12 protein-coding genes and 2 pseudogenes are annotated in these 20,554 nt (G+C 65.2%); 8 read left to right on the plus strand and 6 right to left on the minus strand.

Annotation, left to right across the window (positions count from 1 at the left end; translation table 11 throughout):
• Positions 1-164: 164 nt before the first annotated feature.
• Positions 165-1,190, minus strand: a pseudogene (locus tag ML540_RS12895) (IS3 family transposase); the annotation flags it as partial.
• A gap of 50 nt (positions 1,191-1,240) precedes the next feature.
• Here ML540_RS12895 and ML540_RS12900 point away from each other — a divergent pair.
• Positions 1,241-1,987, plus strand: a pseudogene (locus tag ML540_RS12900) (IS3 family transposase); the annotation flags it as partial.
• Between the two features lie 239 nt (positions 1,988-2,226).
• Here the strand turns inward: ML540_RS12900 and ML540_RS12905 are convergent.
• The 5 genes from ML540_RS12905 to ML540_RS12925 form a co-directional block, all read right to left on the minus strand.
• A complete protein-coding gene (locus tag ML540_RS12905) occupies positions 2,227-3,768 on the minus strand; it encodes a DUF1254 domain-containing protein (RefSeq protein ID WP_243361758.1) in 1,542 nt (513 codons plus the stop codon).
• Positions 3,769-3,900: 132 nt separating this feature from the next.
• Positions 3,901-6,171, minus strand: coding sequence for a tetratricopeptide repeat protein (locus tag ML540_RS12910; protein WP_243361760.1), 2,271 nt, complete (start codon positions 6,169-6,171; stop codon positions 3,901-3,903).
• Positions 6,172-6,217: 46 nt separating this feature from the next.
• Positions 6,218-7,144: a hypothetical protein gene (locus ML540_RS12915; RefSeq protein WP_243361762.1), complete on the minus strand. Its 927-nt coding sequence runs from the start codon at positions 7,142-7,144 to the stop codon at positions 6,218-6,220.
• Positions 7,145-7,501: 357 nt separating this feature from the next.
• On the minus strand, positions 7,502-8,299 hold the full coding sequence (locus tag ML540_RS12920; RefSeq protein WP_243361764.1) for a hypothetical protein: 798 nt from the start codon (positions 8,297-8,299) through the stop codon (positions 7,502-7,504).
• Positions 8,300-8,495: 196 nt separating this feature from the next.
• On the minus strand, positions 8,496-10,994 hold the full coding sequence (locus ML540_RS12925; RefSeq protein ID WP_243361765.1) for an arylsulfatase: 2,499 nt from the start codon (positions 10,992-10,994) through the stop codon (positions 8,496-8,498).
• Between the two features lie 339 nt (positions 10,995-11,333).
• Between ML540_RS12925 and ML540_RS12930 the strand changes: the two genes are divergently transcribed.
• From ML540_RS12930 to ML540_RS12960, 7 genes are all read left to right on the plus strand, one after another.
• Positions 11,334-12,017 (plus strand): DUF134 domain-containing protein, encoded by a 684-nt coding sequence (locus tag ML540_RS12930; RefSeq protein WP_243361767.1) that lies wholly within the window; start codon positions 11,334-11,336, stop codon positions 12,015-12,017.
• Positions 12,018-12,064: 47 nt separating this feature from the next.
• Positions 12,065-12,442 carry a NifB/NifX family molybdenum-iron cluster-binding protein gene (locus ML540_RS12935; RefSeq protein WP_243361769.1) on the plus strand — a complete coding sequence of 126 codons (378 nt, stop codon included), beginning with the start codon at positions 12,065-12,067 and terminating at the stop codon, positions 12,440-12,442.
• 297 nt (positions 12,443-12,739) lie between these two features.
• On the plus strand, positions 12,740-13,600 hold the full coding sequence (locus ML540_RS12940) for an Mrp/NBP35 family ATP-binding protein (protein ID WP_243361771.1): 861 nt from the start codon (positions 12,740-12,742) through the stop codon (positions 13,598-13,600).
• Positions 13,601-13,874: 274 nt separating this feature from the next.
• Positions 13,875-14,183: a PaaI family thioesterase gene (locus tag ML540_RS12945; RefSeq protein ID WP_243361774.1), complete on the plus strand. Its 309-nt coding sequence runs from the start codon at positions 13,875-13,877 to the stop codon at positions 14,181-14,183.
• Between the two features lie 56 nt (positions 14,184-14,239).
• Positions 14,240-15,931 carry an FAD-dependent oxidoreductase gene (locus ML540_RS12950; RefSeq protein WP_243361776.1) on the plus strand — a complete coding sequence of 564 codons (1,692 nt, stop codon included), beginning with the start codon at positions 14,240-14,242 and terminating at the stop codon, positions 15,929-15,931.
• A 105-nt stretch (positions 15,932-16,036) separates the two neighbouring features.
• Positions 16,037-17,236 carry an efflux RND transporter periplasmic adaptor subunit gene (locus tag ML540_RS12955; RefSeq protein WP_243361778.1) on the plus strand — a complete coding sequence of 400 codons (1,200 nt, stop codon included), beginning with the start codon at positions 16,037-16,039 and terminating at the stop codon, positions 17,234-17,236.
• A complete protein-coding gene (locus ML540_RS12960) occupies positions 17,233-20,478 on the plus strand; it encodes an efflux RND transporter permease subunit (protein ID WP_243361780.1) in 3,246 nt (1,081 codons plus the stop codon). Before ML540_RS12955 ends, ML540_RS12960 begins: the two co-directional genes overlap by 4 nt.
• Positions 20,479-20,554: the final 76 nt, after the last annotated feature.

Consider the following 20,554-nt stretch of genomic DNA (forward strand, 5'->3'; position numbering starts at 1 on the left):
CCGTGTCGCTTGGCCACCTGCGCTACCGGATCACGATCGGCTTCCCGCAGGATGTTCACCATCTGCTCTTCTGAAAAACGTGTCTTCCGCATGGCTCCCTCTTCGTCGTCGGGAGCCACCCTCTCAAATTTCAGCTGGTCCGAAAAATACCGAGCAGGTCACTCAAGCGCACGTCGCGCCTGGCTGCCGGTTTCAAGCTCTCTCAGGTAGAGGCATTCCCATTTCACCGAGCGCCACAAGCGTTCGATGAAGACATTGTCCATCCAGCGCCCTTTGCCGTCCATGGAAATGGCCACTCCGGCGTTTTGAGGGCCTGAGTGAATTCCTGGCTGGTAAACTGCGCCCCCTGGTCGGTGTTGAAGATCTCCGGACCCCGTATCGATTCAAGGCCTCTTCCAAGGCCGCAACACAGAAGTCCGCGTCCATGGTGTTGGACTGCCGCCAGGACAGCACCTCTCGACTGTGCCAGTCCATGATCGCCACCAGGTACAAGAATCCCCGCTTCATCGGCAGATACGTGATGTCCGCACACCACACGCGATTGGGTCGATCAATCCGCAGCCCTCGCAAGAGATATGGGTAGACCCAGTGTTCGGGGTGCGGGGCGCTGGTCCTGGGCTTCTGGTAAATCGCCGTCAGGCCCATCTTGCGCATCAAACGTCGAACTCGGCCACGCCCCACCTGGATGCCCTGATTCCTGAAATGGAGCCGCATCTGCCGCGAGCCGTAAAAGGGCGTCTCCAGAAACTGGGCATCAATGAGACGCATCAGCCCCAGATTCATGGCGGTCTCTCCCTTGGGGCGATGATACCATGTCGACCGGGGCAAACCGAGCATCCGACATTGCCGGGAAATACTGAGCCTTGGATGACCTGTTTCGACCATCCCACGCCTTCGCTCCCGACTCACCGTCGAGCGAAGGCTCTCTCCAAAAAATCCTTTTCCACGGTCAGCTGGCCGATCTTCGCGTGCAAATCGCGAATCTCGGCATCACCATCCTTCTTCACGGCAGCGGCCTTTCCGGAGAATGTCGACACCATGCCGTCCTTGGCCTGGCGCTTCCAGGAGGCGATCATCGTGGGATGCACGTCGTACTTGCTCGCCAGTTCAGACAAGGTCAATTCGCCGATCAAAGCCTCCAGAGCCACCTTGGCTTTGAACTCCGCAGAAAACTTCCTTCGCTTGGACATCGTAGACCGTCCTCCTCGCTTGAGGACTCCAGCTTAGCGAACTGTCCAATTTTCCGCATCCACCTCAGGACTCCGATGACGGCTTGGTGATTGAAACGCTTGTCAGCCTGGCCGAGAAGTTCCCGCGATATGTTTTCGGCAAGCTGTTCGCCCTGATGCGAAGGCAGCAGCCGACTTGGAACCTCAAGCGGGTGTATCGGGTGTATTGCGCCTTGAAACTGAACCTGCGCCGCAAGGGAAAGAAGCGGTTGCCGTCGAGGCTCCCTGAGAAACTCGTTGTGCCCGCTGCCGCCAACGTGTGCTGGTCCGTGGATTTCATGAGCGACGTGCTGATGAACGGACAACGCTGCTTTCGCACATTCAACGTGCTCGACGATTTCAACCGTGAGGTGCTGGCCATCGAAGTGGACACGACTCTGCTCGCCGCCAGGGTCGTCCGCGTGCTGGACCGGGTGGTGGCCTGGAGAGGATGCCCTGAGAAGCTTCGCATGGACAACGGCCCGGAATTCGTGTCCGTGGCGCTGGCGGATTGGGCCGAGAAGCACGGCGTGAAATTGGAGTTCATCCAGCCAGGCAAGCCCACACAGAACTCGTATGTCGAGAGGTTCAACCGCACCTTCCGCCACGAGGCGTAGGATTTCTATGTTTTCAGCCGGTTAAGCGAAGTCAGGGAAATCGTGGAAGACTGGTTGAAGCAGTACAATGAGCAGAGGCCCCATGAGTCGCTCGGAGATCTCACCCCCTCCGAGTACCTCGCCATTAACTCACCCGAGGTCTCAACTTTCGACTGGCACTAACGATGGGAGGTTTACACTCCAACTTCAGGGGCTTTTCCTTTTGTCCGAGTCTGAGCAAGATGTTCTGCCAAAGACGCCATCCAGGGGCGCCGTGGTGCCGCGCAGGTCGAACAGGGCTTCATGGAGCGGCTTGGCCATCAGGAGCCAGTCCGGTTCGGGGTAGACGTGATTTTGCCCCGCATTTTTGAGTGGGCCGCTCGCACGAGCGGCCCGCAATTGTTTAAGTCCAGACCGGCAGGCTAACGTACCTCCTCAATCTCTCCCGGCCGCCAGGTCTTGCTGAACCAGGGCTCCAGCGGGCTGTAGAGTCGCAGTATCGTGTTCCAGCCTTTGCCGGGAACGGTCTGCACCCAGTTCTTCTCCTTGCCGGAGGGCGGCTTGGGCCCAAAGTACACGTCGACGGAACCGTCGGGGTTCACAAGCAGCCCCTTGGTCTGGCTGCCCACGCTGGGGAAGCGCTGATCCGTCTGGATCATGGAGCGGGTCTGGTTGCTGTAGAGAACCACGGACCAGAACTCCTGCACCGGAATATTCGGCGGCAGGTGCAGCGTGTAGTTCTTGGCCCCGTCGAGCAGGTTGCCCTTGGAGTCGCGCGCGGTCCAGGCGTACTGCGATCCCTTGCCGACCATCTTCTCCTCCATGGCGGGCGTGACCCCGGTGGCCATGAAGTAATAGAAGCTGTAGGCGTCGAGGTTCAGCACGCCGGGTTGCAACTGGAACTTGTAGCCGCCCATGAACGGGAGCTGCCAGTTGCTGTCGGGGTAATAATAGTCGTCCTTGTCGCGCATGTGGAACGCGGTCGCGCGCGCGGTCGCGTCACCCACCGCTGCGGCTTCGGCCAGGATCTTTTTCATGCGCTCGTCCGGAGCGAAGGGTTTGCCCTTCTGGATGCCGATCGAGGCGTAATAACCCAGGCGGATCTGGTCCAGGGACTCGCTCGGTTCCTCCTGCACGGCCTGGTTGAGCAACTCCCAGAACGAGTAATCGGCGGGCGCCACCGTATTGAAGGGCTTCTCGGACAGATTGACGTAGTTCAAAGCGGGCGCAGGCTTATTGGCGGCGCTCAACGGATAGATCTTGGTAAACTTCTTGACTAATTCGATCCCTGGATTGGGGTCGCCGTTCACGAGAAAACTTCGCCAGGGAGCCCAAATGCTGAAGGTGGGCGACTGAACGACGTAGTAGCCCTTCGGCACCGCGCCCTTATAGCCGGGCGGGAGGATCAGGTACTTCCCGCCACGCCCTTTGTCCGGTCCGGTAATGCCGAGATCGACGACCCAGCGGAACCATATATCGTTGATCGCGCCGAGCACCTTGGGCGGCACCTCCAAAACCAGCGGGCCATTGCGGAGATCAAGCCAGGCCCAACTGTAGACCGTGTTGTCGTTCGCCGTGAGGAATATCGAACGCGAGTCCACAAGCTGCTCGAAGAGAGGGATGGTCTGGTTGACCGGACCCAGCGTAAGGACGGCTTTCCGGTTGGCCACCTGGCTGACCGCCGGGAGTGCGAACAAATAGGCCTGCACGGCGCGCTGGAAGTCGAGGTTGTCGAAGAGCTTCCCGGCGGAGGCCTTGTCCGGGAAGCCGTCGAAGAAGTTCAGCGTGCCCAGCCGCGTCTCGACCTTGTCGGGCGAGACCACGCCTGGCGGCATCGGCGTGGAGTACTTGTATTGGGAGTCCGCCGGCGGACCGTTGAGAGCTTGCGCGCTGCTTGCGCCAGGCATGCTCGCGAGCATGGCGGCCAAAGCTATGCAAAAGAAGAGTAGGCAAGGTGGTTTCATTGTTCTCCGCCTGATTTTGTTTGTTGACGAAAAGTATTACGCCTCCCATTTCCCGGCTCGGCTCCACCACACCCGGCGCACTGCCGCCAGGGCCGTCGCGATTCCTTCGGAAGCCGCAGAGTGTCCTCGCGTCTACTTCGAGGGTATCCTCTTCTGGATCACGCCGAGCAAGTCGGCGGCGTCCCGATATCCCGGGAATCGATCCACGACTTGCCGCAGGACCTGGGCCGCGCTGTTCCAGTCTCCCGACCGGTCCAGGAAGAACGCGTACGTATAGGCGTACTTCGGGATGTCCGGGCGGAGCTCGGCGGCCTTGCGGGAATAGGCGAGGGCCTCGCCCAGGCGGTTCCCCGCCAGGAGTATTCCCAGGTTGAAGGCGGCTTCGGCCATATCCGGGTTATGCTGCAGAGCCGTCCGGAGATGCCGCTCCGCGGCGGCAGAGTCCTTTTGTTCGGCCTTGAGAAGCCCCAGGTTGAAGTTGGCGGGAGCATCGTTCGGGTCGAGCCGCAAGGCTGCCTGGAGGGCTTTCTCGGCCTTGGAGGCATCGCCCTGCCTGGAATAGGCGATGGAGGCGTTCACCAGGGGAGGGATGCTCGCGGGGTCGAAGCGGGAGGCGGCTTCGAAACTCGCTGCGGCCTGTTTGAGGTCGCCCTGGCCGAGATAATAGTTCCCCATGTTGTATTGCGAGGTCCACAGGTCGGGCCGGGCCGTCAAGGAGGCCAGGTACTCGCCGGTAGCCTTGTCCACCGCCGGATGGTCCGCCGGGGCGATGGCCTTGCGGGGAACGCCCGAGAGTGCCGCCGCAGCCCGGACGCGCACCAGCCGAAAATCGTCCGAGGCCGAGCGGATCAGGGCGTCCAGCGCCTGCCTGGACGGCACATCGGACAGGGCTTCGGCCGCGGCCGCGCGCACCAGGGGCGAGGACGACTTGGTCGCCTGGGCAATGGCATCCCATTTGCGCTGGTCCGGACAGCTGCGCAGCAGCCGGACCAGGGACGCCGCGTAGATTTCGTCGGGGTTCTCCATGCCGATGTACTCCAGCATGGCCTGCAGGCTGGTCCAGTCCCTGCGCCGGGCTGCGTCCACGAGTCCGGCCAGGGCGAGGACCGGAGCCTGGTGATCGCGCGCGTGCCAGCTCCGGACGGCCTTGTCCGCCCAGTCCGCGTCCTTGTCCGCGTGGCAGATGTTGCAGGCGTTGGGAGACTTGAAGGCCATGGTGGCGGCCGGGGTGGGCGGCAGCATGGAGTGGTCGCTGCGGCGCATGCGGGCGAACTCGGTCATGGGCATGTGGCAGGAGACGCACCTGTTGCCCGCGCTTCCCGCCGGATGGCGCGTGTGGGCCGGGGCGTCGGCCACGCGCAGCGCGTGGCAGGGCAGGCAGGCGTCGTTGGCCTTGGCCTCGTCCTTGAATTTGTATCGTCCGCTGGAGGTGTGGCAGTGCATGCACTCGAGCTTGCCGGACCTGGCGCACGGGCTTCTGGACCACGAGGTGAAGGTGTAGTTTTCCCCGAGATCGCGGCCGTCCGGGTAGAAGTCCGGGCTCTCGTAGCCGATGAGGTCGTAGTGGTCGAAATAGCGGTCCCCGGGCGTGAATCCGGTGGTCAGCGGCACGGTCTTGGCGTGGCAGGTGGCGCACAGGGCGTTTTTCTGCTCGTTGGTGAAGTCCTGGCCGCCCCGGATGATCTTCAAGTCCTTGGGCGGTTTCCCCTTGGGGGCCGCCTCGCACGCCCGGACGTGCTCCAGGCCGGGGCCGTGGCAGGTCTCGCAGTTGATGCCGGGCTCGACCCAGGTGGTGCGGTAGGTGTCGGACTTGGGGTCGTAATTGGTCGAAAGCTGGCTCACATGGCAGCCATAGCAGCCGGTGTTGAAAGTGTAGGGCCAGTCCTTCCAGCCGATGGCGGGGCTCGTCTCGTTGGGGAAGTGGCGCACGCCGCTTGCGGCCATGTCGAACCATTCCCTCTTGCGTACGTCATAGGCCACCGGGAGGGTCTGGAGGCGCCCCTTGTCCATGGGGGTGAGGAAGTAAAAGACGTTCTTTCCGCCGAGAACGTGGGTGATGCGGTATTGTTTCTCGTCCTTGCCGGTGGCTTCCTTCACCCACCCCTGGCCTGCGCCGGTTTCGGCGCGGAAGCGCGACTGGCCGATGACGATGTCGGCTTCCTGGGGCGTCAGGTCGGCCTTGGCGAACGAGTCCGAGTAGGGGCGCATGGCCAGGCCGTGGAAAGAGGTGGACCAGAGCCCGTGGAACTTCTTGTGGCAGCTGTGGCAGCCGGAGGAGCCCGTGATCTCACGCGTGGCGGACGGGGCGGAGCCTGTTTTCGCGGAGGCGGCAATCGTGGGGCCGGCAAGCACCCACAGGACCGAGACGACGGTGAGGCAGGCCAGGTACGTCGATCGTTTCATGGATCCTTCCGTGTTGGAGGAAAACATGCATATACGTCGCGCTTCGTCACTTCGGGAAGAGCAGCTGCAGTTGGAATCGCAGTTGCCAATCCGCTGCTTCCCTGGGGCGGGCCACGTTGTAGTACGCCGTGAGCTGCGTGTTCACGGGCAGCTTTCCGGCGTGGAAGAGCTTGCCCAGCCCCCCGCCCAGCGGGAGCACCCAGACGTCCTGCGCCTTGGAGGCGTTCCAGTTGGCGGTAATGAGCGGAGAGGAGCAGAGATACCAGCCGTCCTTGAAATTGTAATTGAAGAAGGGTTGCAGGGTCATCTGGCTCACGTTCTTCCTGTCCGGGTCCCCGGCGACGGACCAGACATTGTTGAACAGCGCCCCGGCCACGACCTTCTTGCCCGAGTACAAGGCCACGGCTGCCGGGCCGAGGCTCCATTTGCCCGTACCCAGCAGCCTGGGGTCGGTGGCCGAGGGCAGCACCACCGCCGGTCCCACGCCCCAGAGGAATCCTTCGGACTTGGCCGGCGAGAAAAAGGCCGTGAAAGTGATGTCGCCCAGGCCGAATTCGTCGCCGGCCGGGGGAGTGGACCTGAAGAGCGCGTGCCCCGGGTTGATTCCCAGGGCCTCCAGCCTGCGCGGCGAGATGCGCTGCGTTTTCCCGTTGTACAGCTTGGGCATGTAGATGAACGGGGCGATGGTGCGGGTGATCAGGTTCCAGTCGTCGGTGATCGAGAAGGGAATGACCGGTTGGAGGTTCAGGACGTACTGGGTTTGCCGCAACGGGCCGGTGTTGAAGTTGAAATTGTTCTGAAACGGCACGCTGATCAGCTTGGCCACAGGATTCTGCGCCTCCTTGGCCAACTTTTCGGTCTCGCCCGCGACGTTGGGTTTCAGGGTGGGTGCGGCCGGATTTTCCCCCTTCTCTGCGGCCTGGAGCGTGGCCGACAGGCCGAGCACCATCACGAACACAACGGATATCAGCATGATCCAAGGATTTCGTGACATGAACCACCCGCTCTAATGTTGAACTTTAAGATGCAACTTGGTGCGTGCCATGCCTCTGCGCAATCAGTATGCAGTCACTTGCCGTATTTCCTGTGGCAGTATTGTTCGCAAAGATCAGCCGCTCCACCAATGGTTGCACAGCAACCTCGTGGTTCGTGTTGGCTGTATTCCTGCAGCTGCAAACTGTTACATGCCTTGGTGCTTCGGTCGCATTGGCGTATTTACCCGTCAAAGTGCTCTGGATATCGCTGCAAATGCTCTGGTCATTGCCGCAGTTGCGCCGCCCGCTCACAGGGGGAGCATCACGTCGCACCCAGCAGCAAGGATCAACCCGGTTCAGAACGTGAACGCCACACCGAGGATCGGCCCGTTCAGCGTGGCGTCGAACTTGAAGTAGTCCCTGCCGCTCCCCTCCGAATGGTTCACGCCCACGGCCCGGTATCCCAGAAGGGCGGTGCCGTGCTCCCAGAACGAGTAGCCCAGCATGGCCATGGCGTCCCAGGTGATGGCGGAGCTTATGCCGAAACCGCCGACGCCGCCGCGTACGTCGAAGGTCCACTTGTCGGTCATGTGAAACAGCACCCGCGCGCCGACGGTGGGGTCCACCCACCCTTTCTGCTTGAACTCGGAGCGGCTGTTCAGGAAGGATTCGGTCTTGATTTTCACGCCAAGGTTCCAGATGCGCGCCCCGGCCAGCAGGTCGAGGCTGGTGGGGCAACCGCCGTCCTTGCCGAGGGAGGCGGTTCCGACCCGGTAGAACGCCGCGACGTCCGAAAGGAACAGTCCCATCTGCCCGTCGAGGGACGTCTTCTTGCCCGACGCCTGGTCGCCCAGCAGGGCGTAGTTGATTTCGCCCAGGATGCCGAAGGTGTCCCGGTAGACCATGTCCGCGTGGAGCATGGCGCCTATATTCAGGTATTTCGACAGGTCGGCGAAGCTTGCGTCGACGTGCACCTGCGCGCCGCGAACGCCCACGGTGCCGGACATGCCGATCAGCCAGGCGTAGGGAGCCAGCGTGAACTTGAAGTCCCCTTCGGAGGATGCGGTCTGGGCGGACGCCGGGCCTGCCATAAGCAGAACGAACAGGGTTAATGCGGCGGTGGATGCCGTGAGCGTATGAAACAGCGACCTCATCGAAAACCATACGCCGCATTTGCGGATTGATGCGCAGGACATCGAGAGCAGGCCCTGTGCGGGAGGAGTCCTCATGGTTTGCCTCGCGGATTGCAGTGTGGCTGTTGAACGGCTTTAGGGCCGGGGTATGCGAAACGCCGATAGGGGCCGCGCCCCGGCCGGTCCCCGTGGGAGCCGGCCGGAAGCGTGGGGCATCCTACTCGCTGGCCTTGTTGTTGCGCTGTGCCGCAGCGAGTTTCTTTTTGTCCTCCGGCGACAGCTTGGGCCTGTCGATGGTCAGGGTGATCTTGTTGATCGTGCCGGTGAACGGGAACGGCGGCTGGTAGTCCGCGTCGTTCACCCCGGTCAGGGTGTCCGAGCCGACATCCAGAGACTCGTCCCATTGCAGGATGAACGGCAGCGTGCGCTCCATCTGCTGCGTGGCCACGGCAGTGCCGTCCACCTTGAGCACGCCCGTGCCGCCGCGCCCGATGCCGGAGAAGTTGTTGAAGGCCAGAGTGCCCATGCCGAGCCCGTCATACTTGAAGTCGAATTCGAGCACGTGCTTGCCGGGCGTGAGTTCCGGGCCTTCCCACTTCACGCGCTTGAGATCGACCAGGTTCCACAGGAACACCGGCTTGTTCTTGAGCAGATAGAAGCCGTACCCCGCGAAGCGGCCGCCCTGGGTGATCAGCATGCCCTCGGCCCCGCCCTGGGGGATGTCCACCTCGGCCTTGAAGTTGTAGGAGGCGTTGAGAATGGACGGGGCGTCACCGTTGGGCGTGCCGGTCAGCGGCCTCGTCCAGGTGAACACGCTGCGTCCTTCGGTGATGCTCGGCCTAGGGGTGATCGCCCGGGTCACCATCGATGTATCCAGCGGCAGCACCTGGTACTTCTTGGCCTCCTGCATGAACAAGGCCTGCATCTGCTTCAACTTCTCGGGATACTTGGCGGCAACGTCGGTACATTGCGTCCAGTCGGTATTGAGATTGTAGAGTTCCCAGGGGAAGGTCATCGGGTCCGTCGGGACAGCGGCCACGTCCCAGGGTGGGCGCATGACCTTGGTGCTGGCCATCCAGCCCTCATGATAGAGGGCACGGTCGCCCATCATCTCGAAATACTGTGTCTTATGAGTCGAGGGGGCCTTGGCGTTCCTGGCGTCGAAGGTGTAGGCCATGCTCACGCCTTCGATGGGGCTTTGCTTGATGCCGTCCACCATCTTGGGCTGTTTGATCCGCGTCGCTTCGAGGATGGTCGGCACGATATCGATCACGTGGTGGAACTGATGGCGCAGGCCGCCCTTGTCCTTGATCACCTTGGGCCAGGAGATGGCCATGCCTTGCCGGACGCCGCCAAGGTGGGAGGCGATCTGCTTGGTCCAGGGGAAGGGCGTGTCGAAGGCCCAGGCCCAGGGCACCGCCATATGGTTGTAGGTTTTGTCAGTGCCCCAGGCCTCGTAGAAGTACTTGAGCTGGTCCGCGACCGGGACATCGACCCCGTTGAACATGGCCACTTCGTTGGGCGTTCCGCTCAGTGTGCCTTCGGAACTGGTGCCGTTGTCGCCGTTTATGTAGATGATCAGGGTGTTGTCGAGCTTGCCCAGATCCTCCACCGCCTGGATCACCCGGCCGATTTCGTGGTCGGTGTAGGCCACGTACGCGGCGAAGACATCCACCTGGCGGATGAACAGCTTCTTCTCATCGTCGGAGAGGGCGTCCCACTTCTTGAGCAGGTCGTCCGGCCAGGGCGACAGCTTGGCATTGGCCGGGATGACTCCGAGCTTCTTCTGATTCTCGAATATCTGCTCGCGCAGGGCGTTCCAGCCCTTGTCGAACAGGTGCAGCTTGCTGATCTTGTCGATCCATTCCGGGGTGGGGTGGTGCGGGGCGTGGGTGCCGCCGGGCACGTAGTAGATGAAGAAGGGCTGGTCCGGGGCCAGGGCGTTGATGCGGTTCATGTAGTCGATGGCGTCGTCGGCCATGGCCGTGGTCAGGTTCCAGCCCGGTTTGCCCTGGAACGGATAGATCTGGGTGGTGTTGCGGAACAGGTTGGGCTCCCACTGGTTGGCGTCGCCGCCCACGAACCCGTAGAAATACTCGAAGCCCATGCCGATGGGCCACTGGTCGAAGGGGCCGTCCTGGCTGGCCTGGAAGGCCGGGGTGTTGTGGTCCTTGCCGAACCAGGATGTGCGGTAGCCGTTGTCCTTGAGAATGCGGCCGATGGTGGCCTTGTCGCGCTCGATGATGCTGTCATAGCCGGGAAAGCCGGTGGCCTGCTCGGCAACCACGCCGAAACCGACCGAGTGGTGGTTGCGTCCGGTGATCAGCGCGGCGCGCGTCGGGGAGCACAGGGCCGTGGAGTGGAAATTGGTGTAGCGCAGGCCCTGGGAGGCGATGCGGTCCAGGGCGGGCGTCGGGATCACGCCGCCGAAGGTGCTGGGCACGCCGAAGCCCGAGTCGTCGGTCATGATCAGCAGCACGTTGGGCGCGCCCTTGGGGGGGACGACGCGCGGCGACCAATACGGCTTGGATTTGGGCGCGGTTTCAGCAATTTTTCCGCCGAATTTCTGCGGCGGGGCCGGAAGCTGGTCCCCCTGGATGGTCATGGTGCCGCTGGGCGATCCCGGCGTGCCGTAGACCACCTGGCCCAGCGCGGTTTTTCCGAGCGTTGGAGCAACGAGGAAAAGAGCCAGAGCGAATGCCATAAGCCGGTGCATGACGACCTCCTTTGGCGCAAACTTGGCACTACGATCGAAAAATCAGGGAGAAGGGGCGGTGAGAATATCCGGAATGAGAATTGAAGAATGCCGGAAATCCGCCTGGTTGAACGAGCCGTGCGTCAATATATGGCGCGCATTATGCGTATGCAGAATAAATAGGGCAAAGGCCAGCTAAAAATGAAAGCAGGTCGGACAGCAAATCTGACATATTGTGATCACGGGTAAAAACGTGTCCTCGCGCCGATGTTGCAGGCCTGCGCCCACGGTTGTTTCAAACCCCGTTGACAGTCCCTTGTATCGTGAATAATGCTCATTTGAGCAAAACAAGGAGCGACGATGCCCCGGCCAAGACTCTGCCGCAAGGTCTCGGCAACCCCGAAGTCCACCTACTTCAAGCCCCGTGGCGTTCCCTTGGGCGACCTGGGCGAGACGCGCCTCAGCGTGGAAGGGCTCGAAGCCCTGAAGCTTTCCGACCTGGAGAGCCTGACCACCTCCGAGGCTGCGCAGCGCATGGGCGTCTCCCGCCACACCTTCGGGCGCATCCTGGCCGAGGCCAGGCGGGCCGTGGCCGACGCCCTGGTGAACGCCCAGGCCCTGCGGATCGAGGGCGGGGAGTATGCCGTGGCCGAGCAAAGCAGGGCTCCCGAAAGGCAGAGGACGGTGAGCATGAACATCGTCGCCGTAAGCGCCGAAGGCCCCATGCTCACGGACACGGTGGACAGCCGTTTCGGGCGCGCTGCCGGGTTCGTGGTGGTGGATCTGGACACCACGGACACCCGCTACATCGACAACGGCCAGTCCCAGGCAATGGCGCACGGGGCGGGCATCCAGACGGCGGAGCGCATCGCGGACGCGGGCGCGGGGGTTCTGCTCACCGGCATCGTCGGCCCCAAGGCGTTCCGGGCCCTCGAGGCCGCCGGGATCAAGGTGGGCCTCAACCTGGAAGGCCTCACAGTGGGCGAGGCCGTGGAACGCTACAAGTCAGGCCGGGTCCCTTTCGCGGACGGCCCCAACAAGTAGGCCGGGCAGAGGCTTCCCCGTCATCAGCAACTCAAGGAGACATTCACATGGAAACGACAATCGTGGCGGTGCCTTCGGTCATGCCCGGCGGCCTGGATTCCCAGGTCGGCGAGCATTTCGGGCACTGCGAAATCTACACCCTGGTCGAGGTCGGCGTATCAGAGGTGGTGTCGGTCGCCACCTTGCCCAACGTCCCCCACGAGCACGGCGGCTGCATGGCCCCGGTGCAGCACCTGGCGGGCCGGGGCGTCAAGGCGCTCATCGCCGGGGGCATGGGCATGCGCCCGCTCATGGGGTTCAAGCAGTTGGGCATCGACGTCTACCACGGCGGCAACGCGGCCAGCGTGGCCCAGGCGGTCCAGGCCTTTCTCGACGGGAAGCTCCAGCGGTTCTCCACCGAGTTCACCTGCCGCGGCTGCTCCTGATAGCCGGCCGACCAGGACGATTCACCGGACCAACCAACCCGGCCTAAGGCGGGCGTCCGCGCGGCTCCCCACACCAGTCCGCGCGGACGTCCCGCCACCCAGGGGGCTTCATGCCGGTCCTCGAGATAAAATGCCGCGATTGCGGCTTCACGGGCGTGGTCATCACCCTCGCGACGGCGACGGCCGCCCCATCCCGGCGGAGTGGACGCCAGGGCGGCCATGGACAGGCTTCGCGGCGGGCCCTCGGCGTCCGGAAACCCTCAAACGCGCACCGGTGCGCGCGAAAAGCGTAGAGACATGAACCAATCCCCATCCGGCGACGGAGCGAACGAATCCTTGCAACCCCTGGAAATCCCCGGCGCCATCGCCCGCATCAAGAGCAAGATCGTGGTCTTGTCCGGCAAGGGCGGTGTGGGCAAGAGCACCGTGGCGGCGAACCTCGCCGCCGGGCTGGCCCTGGAAGGGCTCAGGACCGGGCTTCTCGACGTGGACGTCCACGGCCCGAGCATCCCCCGGATCATGGGCCTTGCGGGGGTGAAACCGGAGATGGCCGGGGACGCCATCCTGCCTGTGGAATGGAACTGGAACCTGAAGGTGGTCTCCATGGGCTTTTTCCTGGCGAACCCCGACGAGGCGGTGATCTGGCGCGGGCCGGTGAAGGGCGGCGTCATCAAGCAGTTCCTCACCCAGGTGGCCTGGGGCGACCTGGACTGCCTGGTGGTGGACTGCCCCCCGGGGACCGGCGACGAGCCGCTTTCCGTGCTGCAGATGCTCGGCGAGGACGCCACCGCCCTGGTGGTCACCTCTCCCCAGGACGTGGCCATCGACGACGTGCGCCGCTCCATCGGCTTCTGCAGGGAGCTGGGCAACCCCGTGCTCGGCATCGTGGAGAACCTGAGCGGATTCCACTGCCCCCAGTGCGGCACGGTGCACGACATCTTCAAATCCGGCGGAGGAGAACGGCTGGCCGAATCGGCCGGGGTGCCCTTCCTGGGGCGTATTCCCATCGATGGGGAAGTCGGCCGGGCCGCCGACCAGGGCGAAGCGTACCTGGCGGTCAAGGGGACTTCCCCGGCAGCCTCGGCGTTCAAGCGGGTGGTCGCGGCGGCGGTTCGCCATGCCGCCGGTCGCGGCCGGGAGGCCAGCGGCGACGCATGAACGCCTCCGCCAGGGGCTCGGCCCGCCCGGCAGGCGCCGAAACGGGGTGCGCCTTTGGGCGGGCCGGGTTCTCGCTACGCAAACAAACCGGCCGTCCGGAAAGAGGAGCCGCAAGCCATGCATGAGCCGCGAGCCACGGACACAACCGCGCCGAATACCTCGGTCAGTTCGGCATTCGGCCATTCGCAATGCATTATGTGCGGAGAAAACAACCCCTGGTCCCTGAAGCTGGCGTTCCCCCCTCGGCGGCGACGGGGCGGTCACGACGCGCTTTGTGGCGCGGCCCGAACTTCAGGGCTACCCGGGGCTGCTCCACGGAGGCGTCACCGCGTCCCTTCTGGACGCGGCCATGACCCATTGCCTGTTCCATCACGGGATAAAGGCTCTCACGGCCGATCTTCACGTCCGGTACACCCACGCCATACCCTGCGACGCGAGCCTGGACATCCGTGCGGCCATAACCAGAAGCAGGCGGCCCCTCTACCACCTGCGCGCCGAACTCACGCAGGACGGCCGGCGCTTGGCCTGGGCCGAAGCCAAATTTCTTGCCCGAAACGAAGGCGCGCCCTTGCCGGGCGCGTGACGACCCAACCCGACAGAACCGCCAGAACCGTGCGATAACCGACAGGGAGGCCCCATATGCCGAACATGCGAATAGTCGTCGTCGGAGGAACCGCCGCCGGACCCAAGGCCGCCGCCCGGGCCAAGAGGCTCAACCAGGGCGCCGAGGTGATCCTGATCCAGAAGGCTCCGGAGCTCTCCATGGCCTCGTGCGGATACCCGTATTACGTCTCCGGCGACGTGGCCGCCCGCGACCAGCTCTTGAGCACGCCCGCCGGCGTGGTGCGCGACCCGCTGTTCTTCGCCGGGGCCAAGGGCGTCAAGGCGTTGGTGAACGCCGAGGTGACGGGCGTGGACCCGAAGGCCAAGACAGTGACCTTCCGCAAGGCGGCGGGAGGGCCGGAAACCCTGGAATACGACAAGCTCATCCTGTGCACCGGGTCCACGCCGCGCGTCCCTCCCTTCCCCGGCGTGGGCCTGGAGGGCATATTCACACTTCATTCCATGTCGGATGCGGACGTTCTGCGCGCCGTGGGGGCAGGCGCCGCCGGGAAAAACGCGGTGGTCGCGGGCGGCGGGCTCATCGGCATGGAGACCTGCGAGGCCCTGGCCGCCTGCGGGATGAACGTAACGGTGGTGGAGAAGCTGCCCAACATCCTGGCCTTCCTCGATCCGGAGCTCTCCATGCTGGTGGAGAACCATGCCCGCGCCAAGGGCGTGCGGGTGGTCACCGGCATGGGCGTGGCCGGGTTCGAAGGCGCGGACGGCCGGGTGAGCGCCGTCCGCCTGGAGGACGGCAGCTCCCTGCCGTGCGACCTGGCCGTGGTGGCCCTGGGCGTCGCGCCCAACGTGGGGCTGGCCCGCGACGCCGGGCTGGCCATCGGGGCCACCGGGGGCATCGCCGTGGACGAGCACATGCGTACCTCCGACCCGGACATCTACGCCGCCGGCGACTGCGTGGAGGTGACCTGCCGCTTAACCGGGGGGAAGACTCTGGCCCCGTACGGCGACCTCGCCAACCTGGAGGGCCGGGTGGCGGGGGAAAACGCCGCCCTCGGGGACAAGGCCGTGTTCCCGGGCACCATCCACAGCGGCATCTGCAAGGTGTTCGACCTCGCGGCGGGGGCCACCGGGCTGTCCGAACGCAGGGCCAGGCAGGCCGGATACGACGTCGTGACCGCCGTGAACGCGAGCCCGGACAAGCCCGGGTTCATGGGAGCGAAGCTCCTGGTGTCGAAGATGATCGCCGATGCCGGAACGGGACGGATTCTCGGCTTCCAGTGCGTCGGAGCGGGCGAGGTGAACCGGCAGGTGGCCGAGGCCGCCGTGGCCGTCATGGCGGGCCTGACCGTGGAGGAAGCGGGCATGGCCGACCTGCCCTACGCCCCCCCGTTCTCGCTGGCCATCGACCATTTCATCGCCACCGCGCATGTCCTGGACAACAAGATGCGCGGGCTGTTCGCGGGCGAATCCTGCATCGAGGTCCGGCGCGGGCTGGACGAGGGCAGGGAGCAGTACTTCCTGGACGTGCGCGGCCCCAAGGAGTTCGAGGAGATGCGCCTGGGGGTGGGGGAGACGCTCATTCCCCTGGGACAGCTCCGCAACCGCCTGGACGAGCTCCCGGCGGACAAGGGCGCGCGCATCGTGGCCTACTGTAAGGTGTCCATGCGCGGCTACGAGGCCCAGCGCATCCTGGAGGGCAGGGGCTACGACAACGTGGTGGTCATGGAGGGCGGCATCATGGCCTGGCCGTTCGGACGGGAGAAATAGCGCCCGGATCGCGGATGCCGGTTGGCCAGATGCCTCGCTTTCGGCTATGTTGCCGATGATGCCCGGTCCTGGACCGGGCATCATCGGCCTGATGGAGGTTTTAGAATGCCCTCGTCCCGACTGATGCCCATGGTGCGGCTTGCCGCGCTGGCCGTGTTCGCGCTGCTGCTCGCCTGCGGTAAGGAGCCGCCCGAGGTTCCCGCCCCGCGGACCGTGCAGGCCCCGACCCGCGTGGTCCACACGGAAGAGGCGGTGGAGTGCCGCTCCTTTCCGGCCCAGGTGGAGTCGCGCAACAGCGTCACCCTGGCCAGCAAGCTCTCCGGAGCGGTGGTCGAGGTCATGGCCCAGGAGGGCGCGGCGCTGAAGGCCGGAAACCCCATCCTGCGCATCGACGACAAGGACCTGCAGAGCCGGGAGCAGGGGCTCGCCGCGTCCATGGCCCAGGCCGCCTCGGAGCGCCAGGCCCTGGAGGCCCGGGCGTCCCACGCCAAGGCCAATCTGGACCGGCTTTCGCGCCTGCTGACGCAGAAGGTCATCAGCCAGGACGACTTCGAGAAGGCCCGCACCGAATACCTGGCCCTGGCCAGGGAGGTGGAGGCCAACGCCGCCCGCGAGAACGCCGTGGCCGCCCAGAAGGCGGAACTCAAGTCCCTGAACGCCTACACGCGCATCAACGCCCCCTTCGACGGCGTGCTCACCAGGCGGTATGTCGACCAGGGGGCCTTCGTCGGCGCCGGGCAGCCCCTGGCCATGCTGGACGACGTGGCCAGCGGATTCGACCTGGTGGCCCAGGTGGACGAGAGCCTGTTGCCCGGGCTCAAGGTCGGGCAGCAGGTGGTGGGCGTCGTTCCCTCCCTGGTGCCGGACCCCGTGCCGGTCAGGGTGAGCGCCGTGGTGGGCCGGGTCGACCCCGCCACCCGGACCTTCAAGCTCAAGGCGGAACTGCCTCCCCTCGGGGCGGTCCAGCCCAAGGGCGGCATGTACGGCCGCGTGTTCCTGCCCGCCCGGATTTCCAAAAAGCTCCTGTTGCCCCTTGAATGCCTGCGCATGCGCGGCGACCTCCCGGCCGTGTTCGTGGTGGACGCCTCGGGCGCGGTGGGCTTCCGGGTGGTCAAGCCCGGCGGGCGGTTCATCAAGGTGATGCTGGAGGGAAAACCCTTCCTCACCGATTCCGAAGCCTTCGAATCCCCGGGCGCGCCGGGCTTCGTGGAGATCCTCTCCGGGCTCGGCGACGGCGACAGGGTGGTCTGCGCCAAGACGGAGACCCTGCGGGAGGGCGACCGCATCGCCGAGGCCGTTCAGTGAGCGCCCTCGATCCGCAGGGGCCGCACGGGCACGACACGCTCTCGCGCATCACCTCGTTCTTCGTGGACTCCAAGCTGGTGCCGCTGGTGGTCCTGGCGGCGCTGCTGCTCGGCGTGTTCGCCGTGACGGGTACCCCCAGCGAGGAGGAGCCTCAGATCGTGGTGCCCATGATCGACATCCACGTCTCCATGCCCGGGGCCACGCCCAAGGAGGTGGAGAACCGCGTGGTGGCCCCCATGGAAAAGCTGCTCTGGGAGATTCCCGGGGTGGAGTACGTCTACTCCACGGCCCAGGACGGCGCGGCCTTGACCGTGGTGCGTTTCAAGGTGGGCGACGACGCGGAAAAGAGCATGGTGAAGACCTACGCCAAGCTCTACCAGCATCTGGACTGGATTCCCCCGGGCTGCTCCCAGCCCATCCTCAAGCCCCGCTCCATCGACGACGTGCCGGTTGCGGCCCTGACCTTCCACGGCGGCGGCCTCAATTCGCGCCAGCTGCGCACGGTGGCCCTGCAGGTCAACGAGGACGTCCGGCGCATCCCGGGCGTGGCCGAGACCTCGGTCATCGGCGGCCGCAGGCGCGCCGTGATGGTGGAACTGGACCAGGAGCGCCTGCGCGCCAACGGCCTGGACGCTGTGGACGTGCTGACCGCCCTGCGCGGCCAGAACCAGGGCGAGACCATGGGCGAGACCGTGCAGGAGGGCCAGGCCGTCAGCATCCGCCTGGACAACTTCTTCCGCACCCCCAAGGAGCTGTCCCGGGCGGTGCTGGCCGTGCAGGGCGGCAGGCCCGTGTACCTGGGCGACGTGGCGAAGATCACCGACGGTTTCGACGAACCCGGGGACTACGTGTTTTTCCTGCGCGGACGCGCGTCGGAGGACGCGCCGGGCGGGGCCTCGGAGATGGAGCCCGCGGTCACGCTCACCGTGGCCAAGCGGGCCGGAGTGAACGCCACCCGGTTGGCCGACGCTGTGCTCGCCAAGGTGGCCGGGCTCAAGGGCTTCGTGATCCCCACAGGCGTCGCGGTGGATACCACCCGCAACTACGGCGAGACCGCCAAGGCCAAGGTGCACGAACTGCTCGAACACCTGCTGCTGGCGGCGGTCTCGGTGGGCGTCATCGTGGCCCTGTTCCTGGGCGGGCGGGCCAGCCTGGTGGTGATGGTGGCCGTACCCGTGACCCTGGCGGTGACCCTGGCCACGTACTGGCTGCTGGGCTACACGCTGAACCGGGTCACGCTCTTCGCGCTCATCTTCTGCATCGGCATCCTGGTGGACGATCCCATCGTGGACGTGGAGAACATCGTGCGCCACCTGGACCTGCCGGGAAGCTCCAGGCGCCCCTTCTCCCAGGTGATCCTCGAGGCCGTGAACGAGGTGCGCGCCCCTCTGGTGCTGGCCACCTTCACGGTCATCGCGGCCATCATGCCCATGGCCTTCGTGGGCGGGCTCATGGGCCCCTACATGCGCCCCATGCCCATCGGCGCCTCCCTGGCCATGCTGCTGTCCATGTGCGTGGCTTTCGTGATCACCCCCTGGACCTCCAAGCGCGTGCTCAAGCACGGGGCCGCGTCCGGGCACGCCCACGGGGACGACGCCGGGACGAGGCTCTACAAGCGCCTCATGGCCGGGCTCATCCGCGTGCCCAGCAAGCGCTGGGCCTTCCTGGCCCTGGTGGGCGTCCTGCTGGCGCTGGCCTGCTCCCTGTTCCCGCTCAAGATGGTGCTGGTGAAGATGCTGCCCTTCGACAACAAGAGCGAGTTCCAGGTGGTGGTGGACATGCCCCTGGGCACCACCCTGGAGCAGACCACCCGCGTGGCCGGGGAGCTGGCGGCGGAAATCCTCAAGCGGCCCGACGTGGCCGACGCCCAGATCTACGCGGGCACGTCCGGGCCGTTCTCCTTCAACGGGCTCATCCGCCACTACTACCTGCGGCGCGGGCAGAACGCGGCGGACATCGCCGTGAACCTGGCCCCGAAAAGCGCGCGTTCCAAACAGAGCCACGCCGTGGCCAAGGAGGTCCGCCAGGTTCTGCTCCCCATCGCCCAGCGGTACGGGGCCAGGATCAAGGTGGCCGAGGTGCCGCCCGGACCCCCGGTGATCCAGACCCTGGTGGCGGAGATCTACGGCCCGGACGACGCGGGGAGGCTCAATGTGGCCCGCCAGGTGAAGGACGTCTTCTCGCGCACGCAGGACGTGGTGGACGTGGATTGGTACGTGGACGACCCCCAGCCGGAGACGCTCATCCGCATCGAGCGCGACAAGGCCCTGGCGAACGGCATCGAGCCGCGCCGCGCCCTGGAGGCGGTCACGGCGGCCCTTCGCGGCGTGGAGGCCGGGCTCCTGCACGACGATGACGCCCAGGAGGACGCCCCCATCATCGTGCGCCTTCCCCTGCGCGACCGGGCCCATGCGGCCGACATCCCGTCCATACCGGTGCGGGGCGGCTCGGGGCAGCTCGTGTCCCTGGAGCAGATCGCCACCATACAGGAACGCACCGTGCCGTCGGCCATCTACCACAAGAACCTGCAGCCCGTGGTCTACGTCACGGGCGACATGGCCGGCCGGGAGGAGAGCCCGGTGTACGGCATGGGGCGCATCACCGGCGAGCTCGACCGCCTGGGCAGGGAAGGCCAGGGGGCCTGGCAGGTTCAGGGCTCGGAGCCCCTGCCCGTCCTCTATACGTCCCAGCCCGCGTCGCTGGCCGGGTATTCCATGAAGTGGGACGGCGAGTGGCAGATCACCTACGAGGTGTTCCGGGACATGGGGCTCGCCTTCGGGGTGGTGATGATCCTCATCTACATCCTGGTGGTGGGCTGGTTCGGCTCGTACACCACGCCCATAGCCATCATGTCGCCCATACCGCTCTCGCTCATCGGCATCATCCCGGCCCACGCCCTGGCCGGGGCCTTCTTCACGGCCACGTCCATGATCGGCTTCATTGCCGGGGCGGGCATCGTGGTGCGCAACTCCATCATCCTGGTGGACTTCATCGAGATGCGCAGGCGCGAGGGGGTAAGCCTGGAGGACGCCGTGGTGGAGGCCGGGGCGGTGCGCTTCCGCCCCATGCTGCTGACGGCCATCGCCGTCGTGGCCGGGGCCTTCGTCATCCTGTTCGACCCCATCTTCCAGGGGCTGGCCATATCGCTCATGGCCGGGGAGGTGGCGGCCACGGTCTTCTCGCGCATGGTGGTGCCGGTGATGTACTACCTGGACCAGCGCAGGAAGGCCACGGCGCGCTGACCGCTTGCGGCAGGGTTCCTGCGCGGCGCAGAATCCCAGTTTTATCTTCTCAAAGCGCTCTCGGAACGGTAGTGTC

This window comes from Fundidesulfovibrio terrae (assembly GCF_022808915.1).
In the GTDB taxonomy this organism is placed as follows: domain Bacteria; phylum Desulfobacterota; class Desulfovibrionia; order Desulfovibrionales; family Desulfovibrionaceae; genus Fundidesulfovibrio; species Fundidesulfovibrio terrae.

Bases quoted from the DNA above. Each gene is read 5' to 3' on its own strand.
- ML540_RS12905 (WP_243361758.1), bottom strand. From the start codon at position 3,768: ATGAAACCACCTTGCCTACTCTTCTTTTGCATAGCTTTGGCCGCCATG.
- ML540_RS12910 (WP_243361760.1), bottom strand. From the start codon at position 6,171: ATGAAACGATCGACGTACCTGGCCTGCCTCACCGTCGTCTCGGTCCTG.
- ML540_RS12915 (WP_243361762.1), bottom strand. From the start codon at position 7,144: ATGCTGATATCCGTTGTGTTCGTGATGGTGCTCGGCCTGTCGGCCACG.
- ML540_RS12920 (WP_243361764.1), bottom strand. From the start codon at position 8,299: ATGAGGTCGCTGTTTCATACGCTCACGGCATCCACCGCCGCATTAACC.
- ML540_RS12925 (WP_243361765.1), bottom strand. From the start codon at position 10,994: ATGCACCGGCTTATGGCATTCGCTCTGGCTCTTTTCCTCGTTGCTCCA.
- ML540_RS12930 (WP_243361767.1), top strand. From the start codon at position 11,334: ATGCCCCGGCCAAGACTCTGCCGCAAGGTCTCGGCAACCCCGAAGTCC.
- ML540_RS12935 (WP_243361769.1), top strand. From the start codon at position 12,065: ATGGAAACGACAATCGTGGCGGTGCCTTCGGTCATGCCCGGCGGCCTG.
- ML540_RS12940 (WP_243361771.1), top strand. From the start codon at position 12,740: ATGAACCAATCCCCATCCGGCGACGGAGCGAACGAATCCTTGCAACCC.
- ML540_RS12950 (WP_243361776.1), top strand. From the start codon at position 14,240: ATGCCGAACATGCGAATAGTCGTCGTCGGAGGAACCGCCGCCGGACCC.
- ML540_RS12955 (WP_243361778.1), top strand. From the start codon at position 16,037: ATGCCCTCGTCCCGACTGATGCCCATGGTGCGGCTTGCCGCGCTGGCC.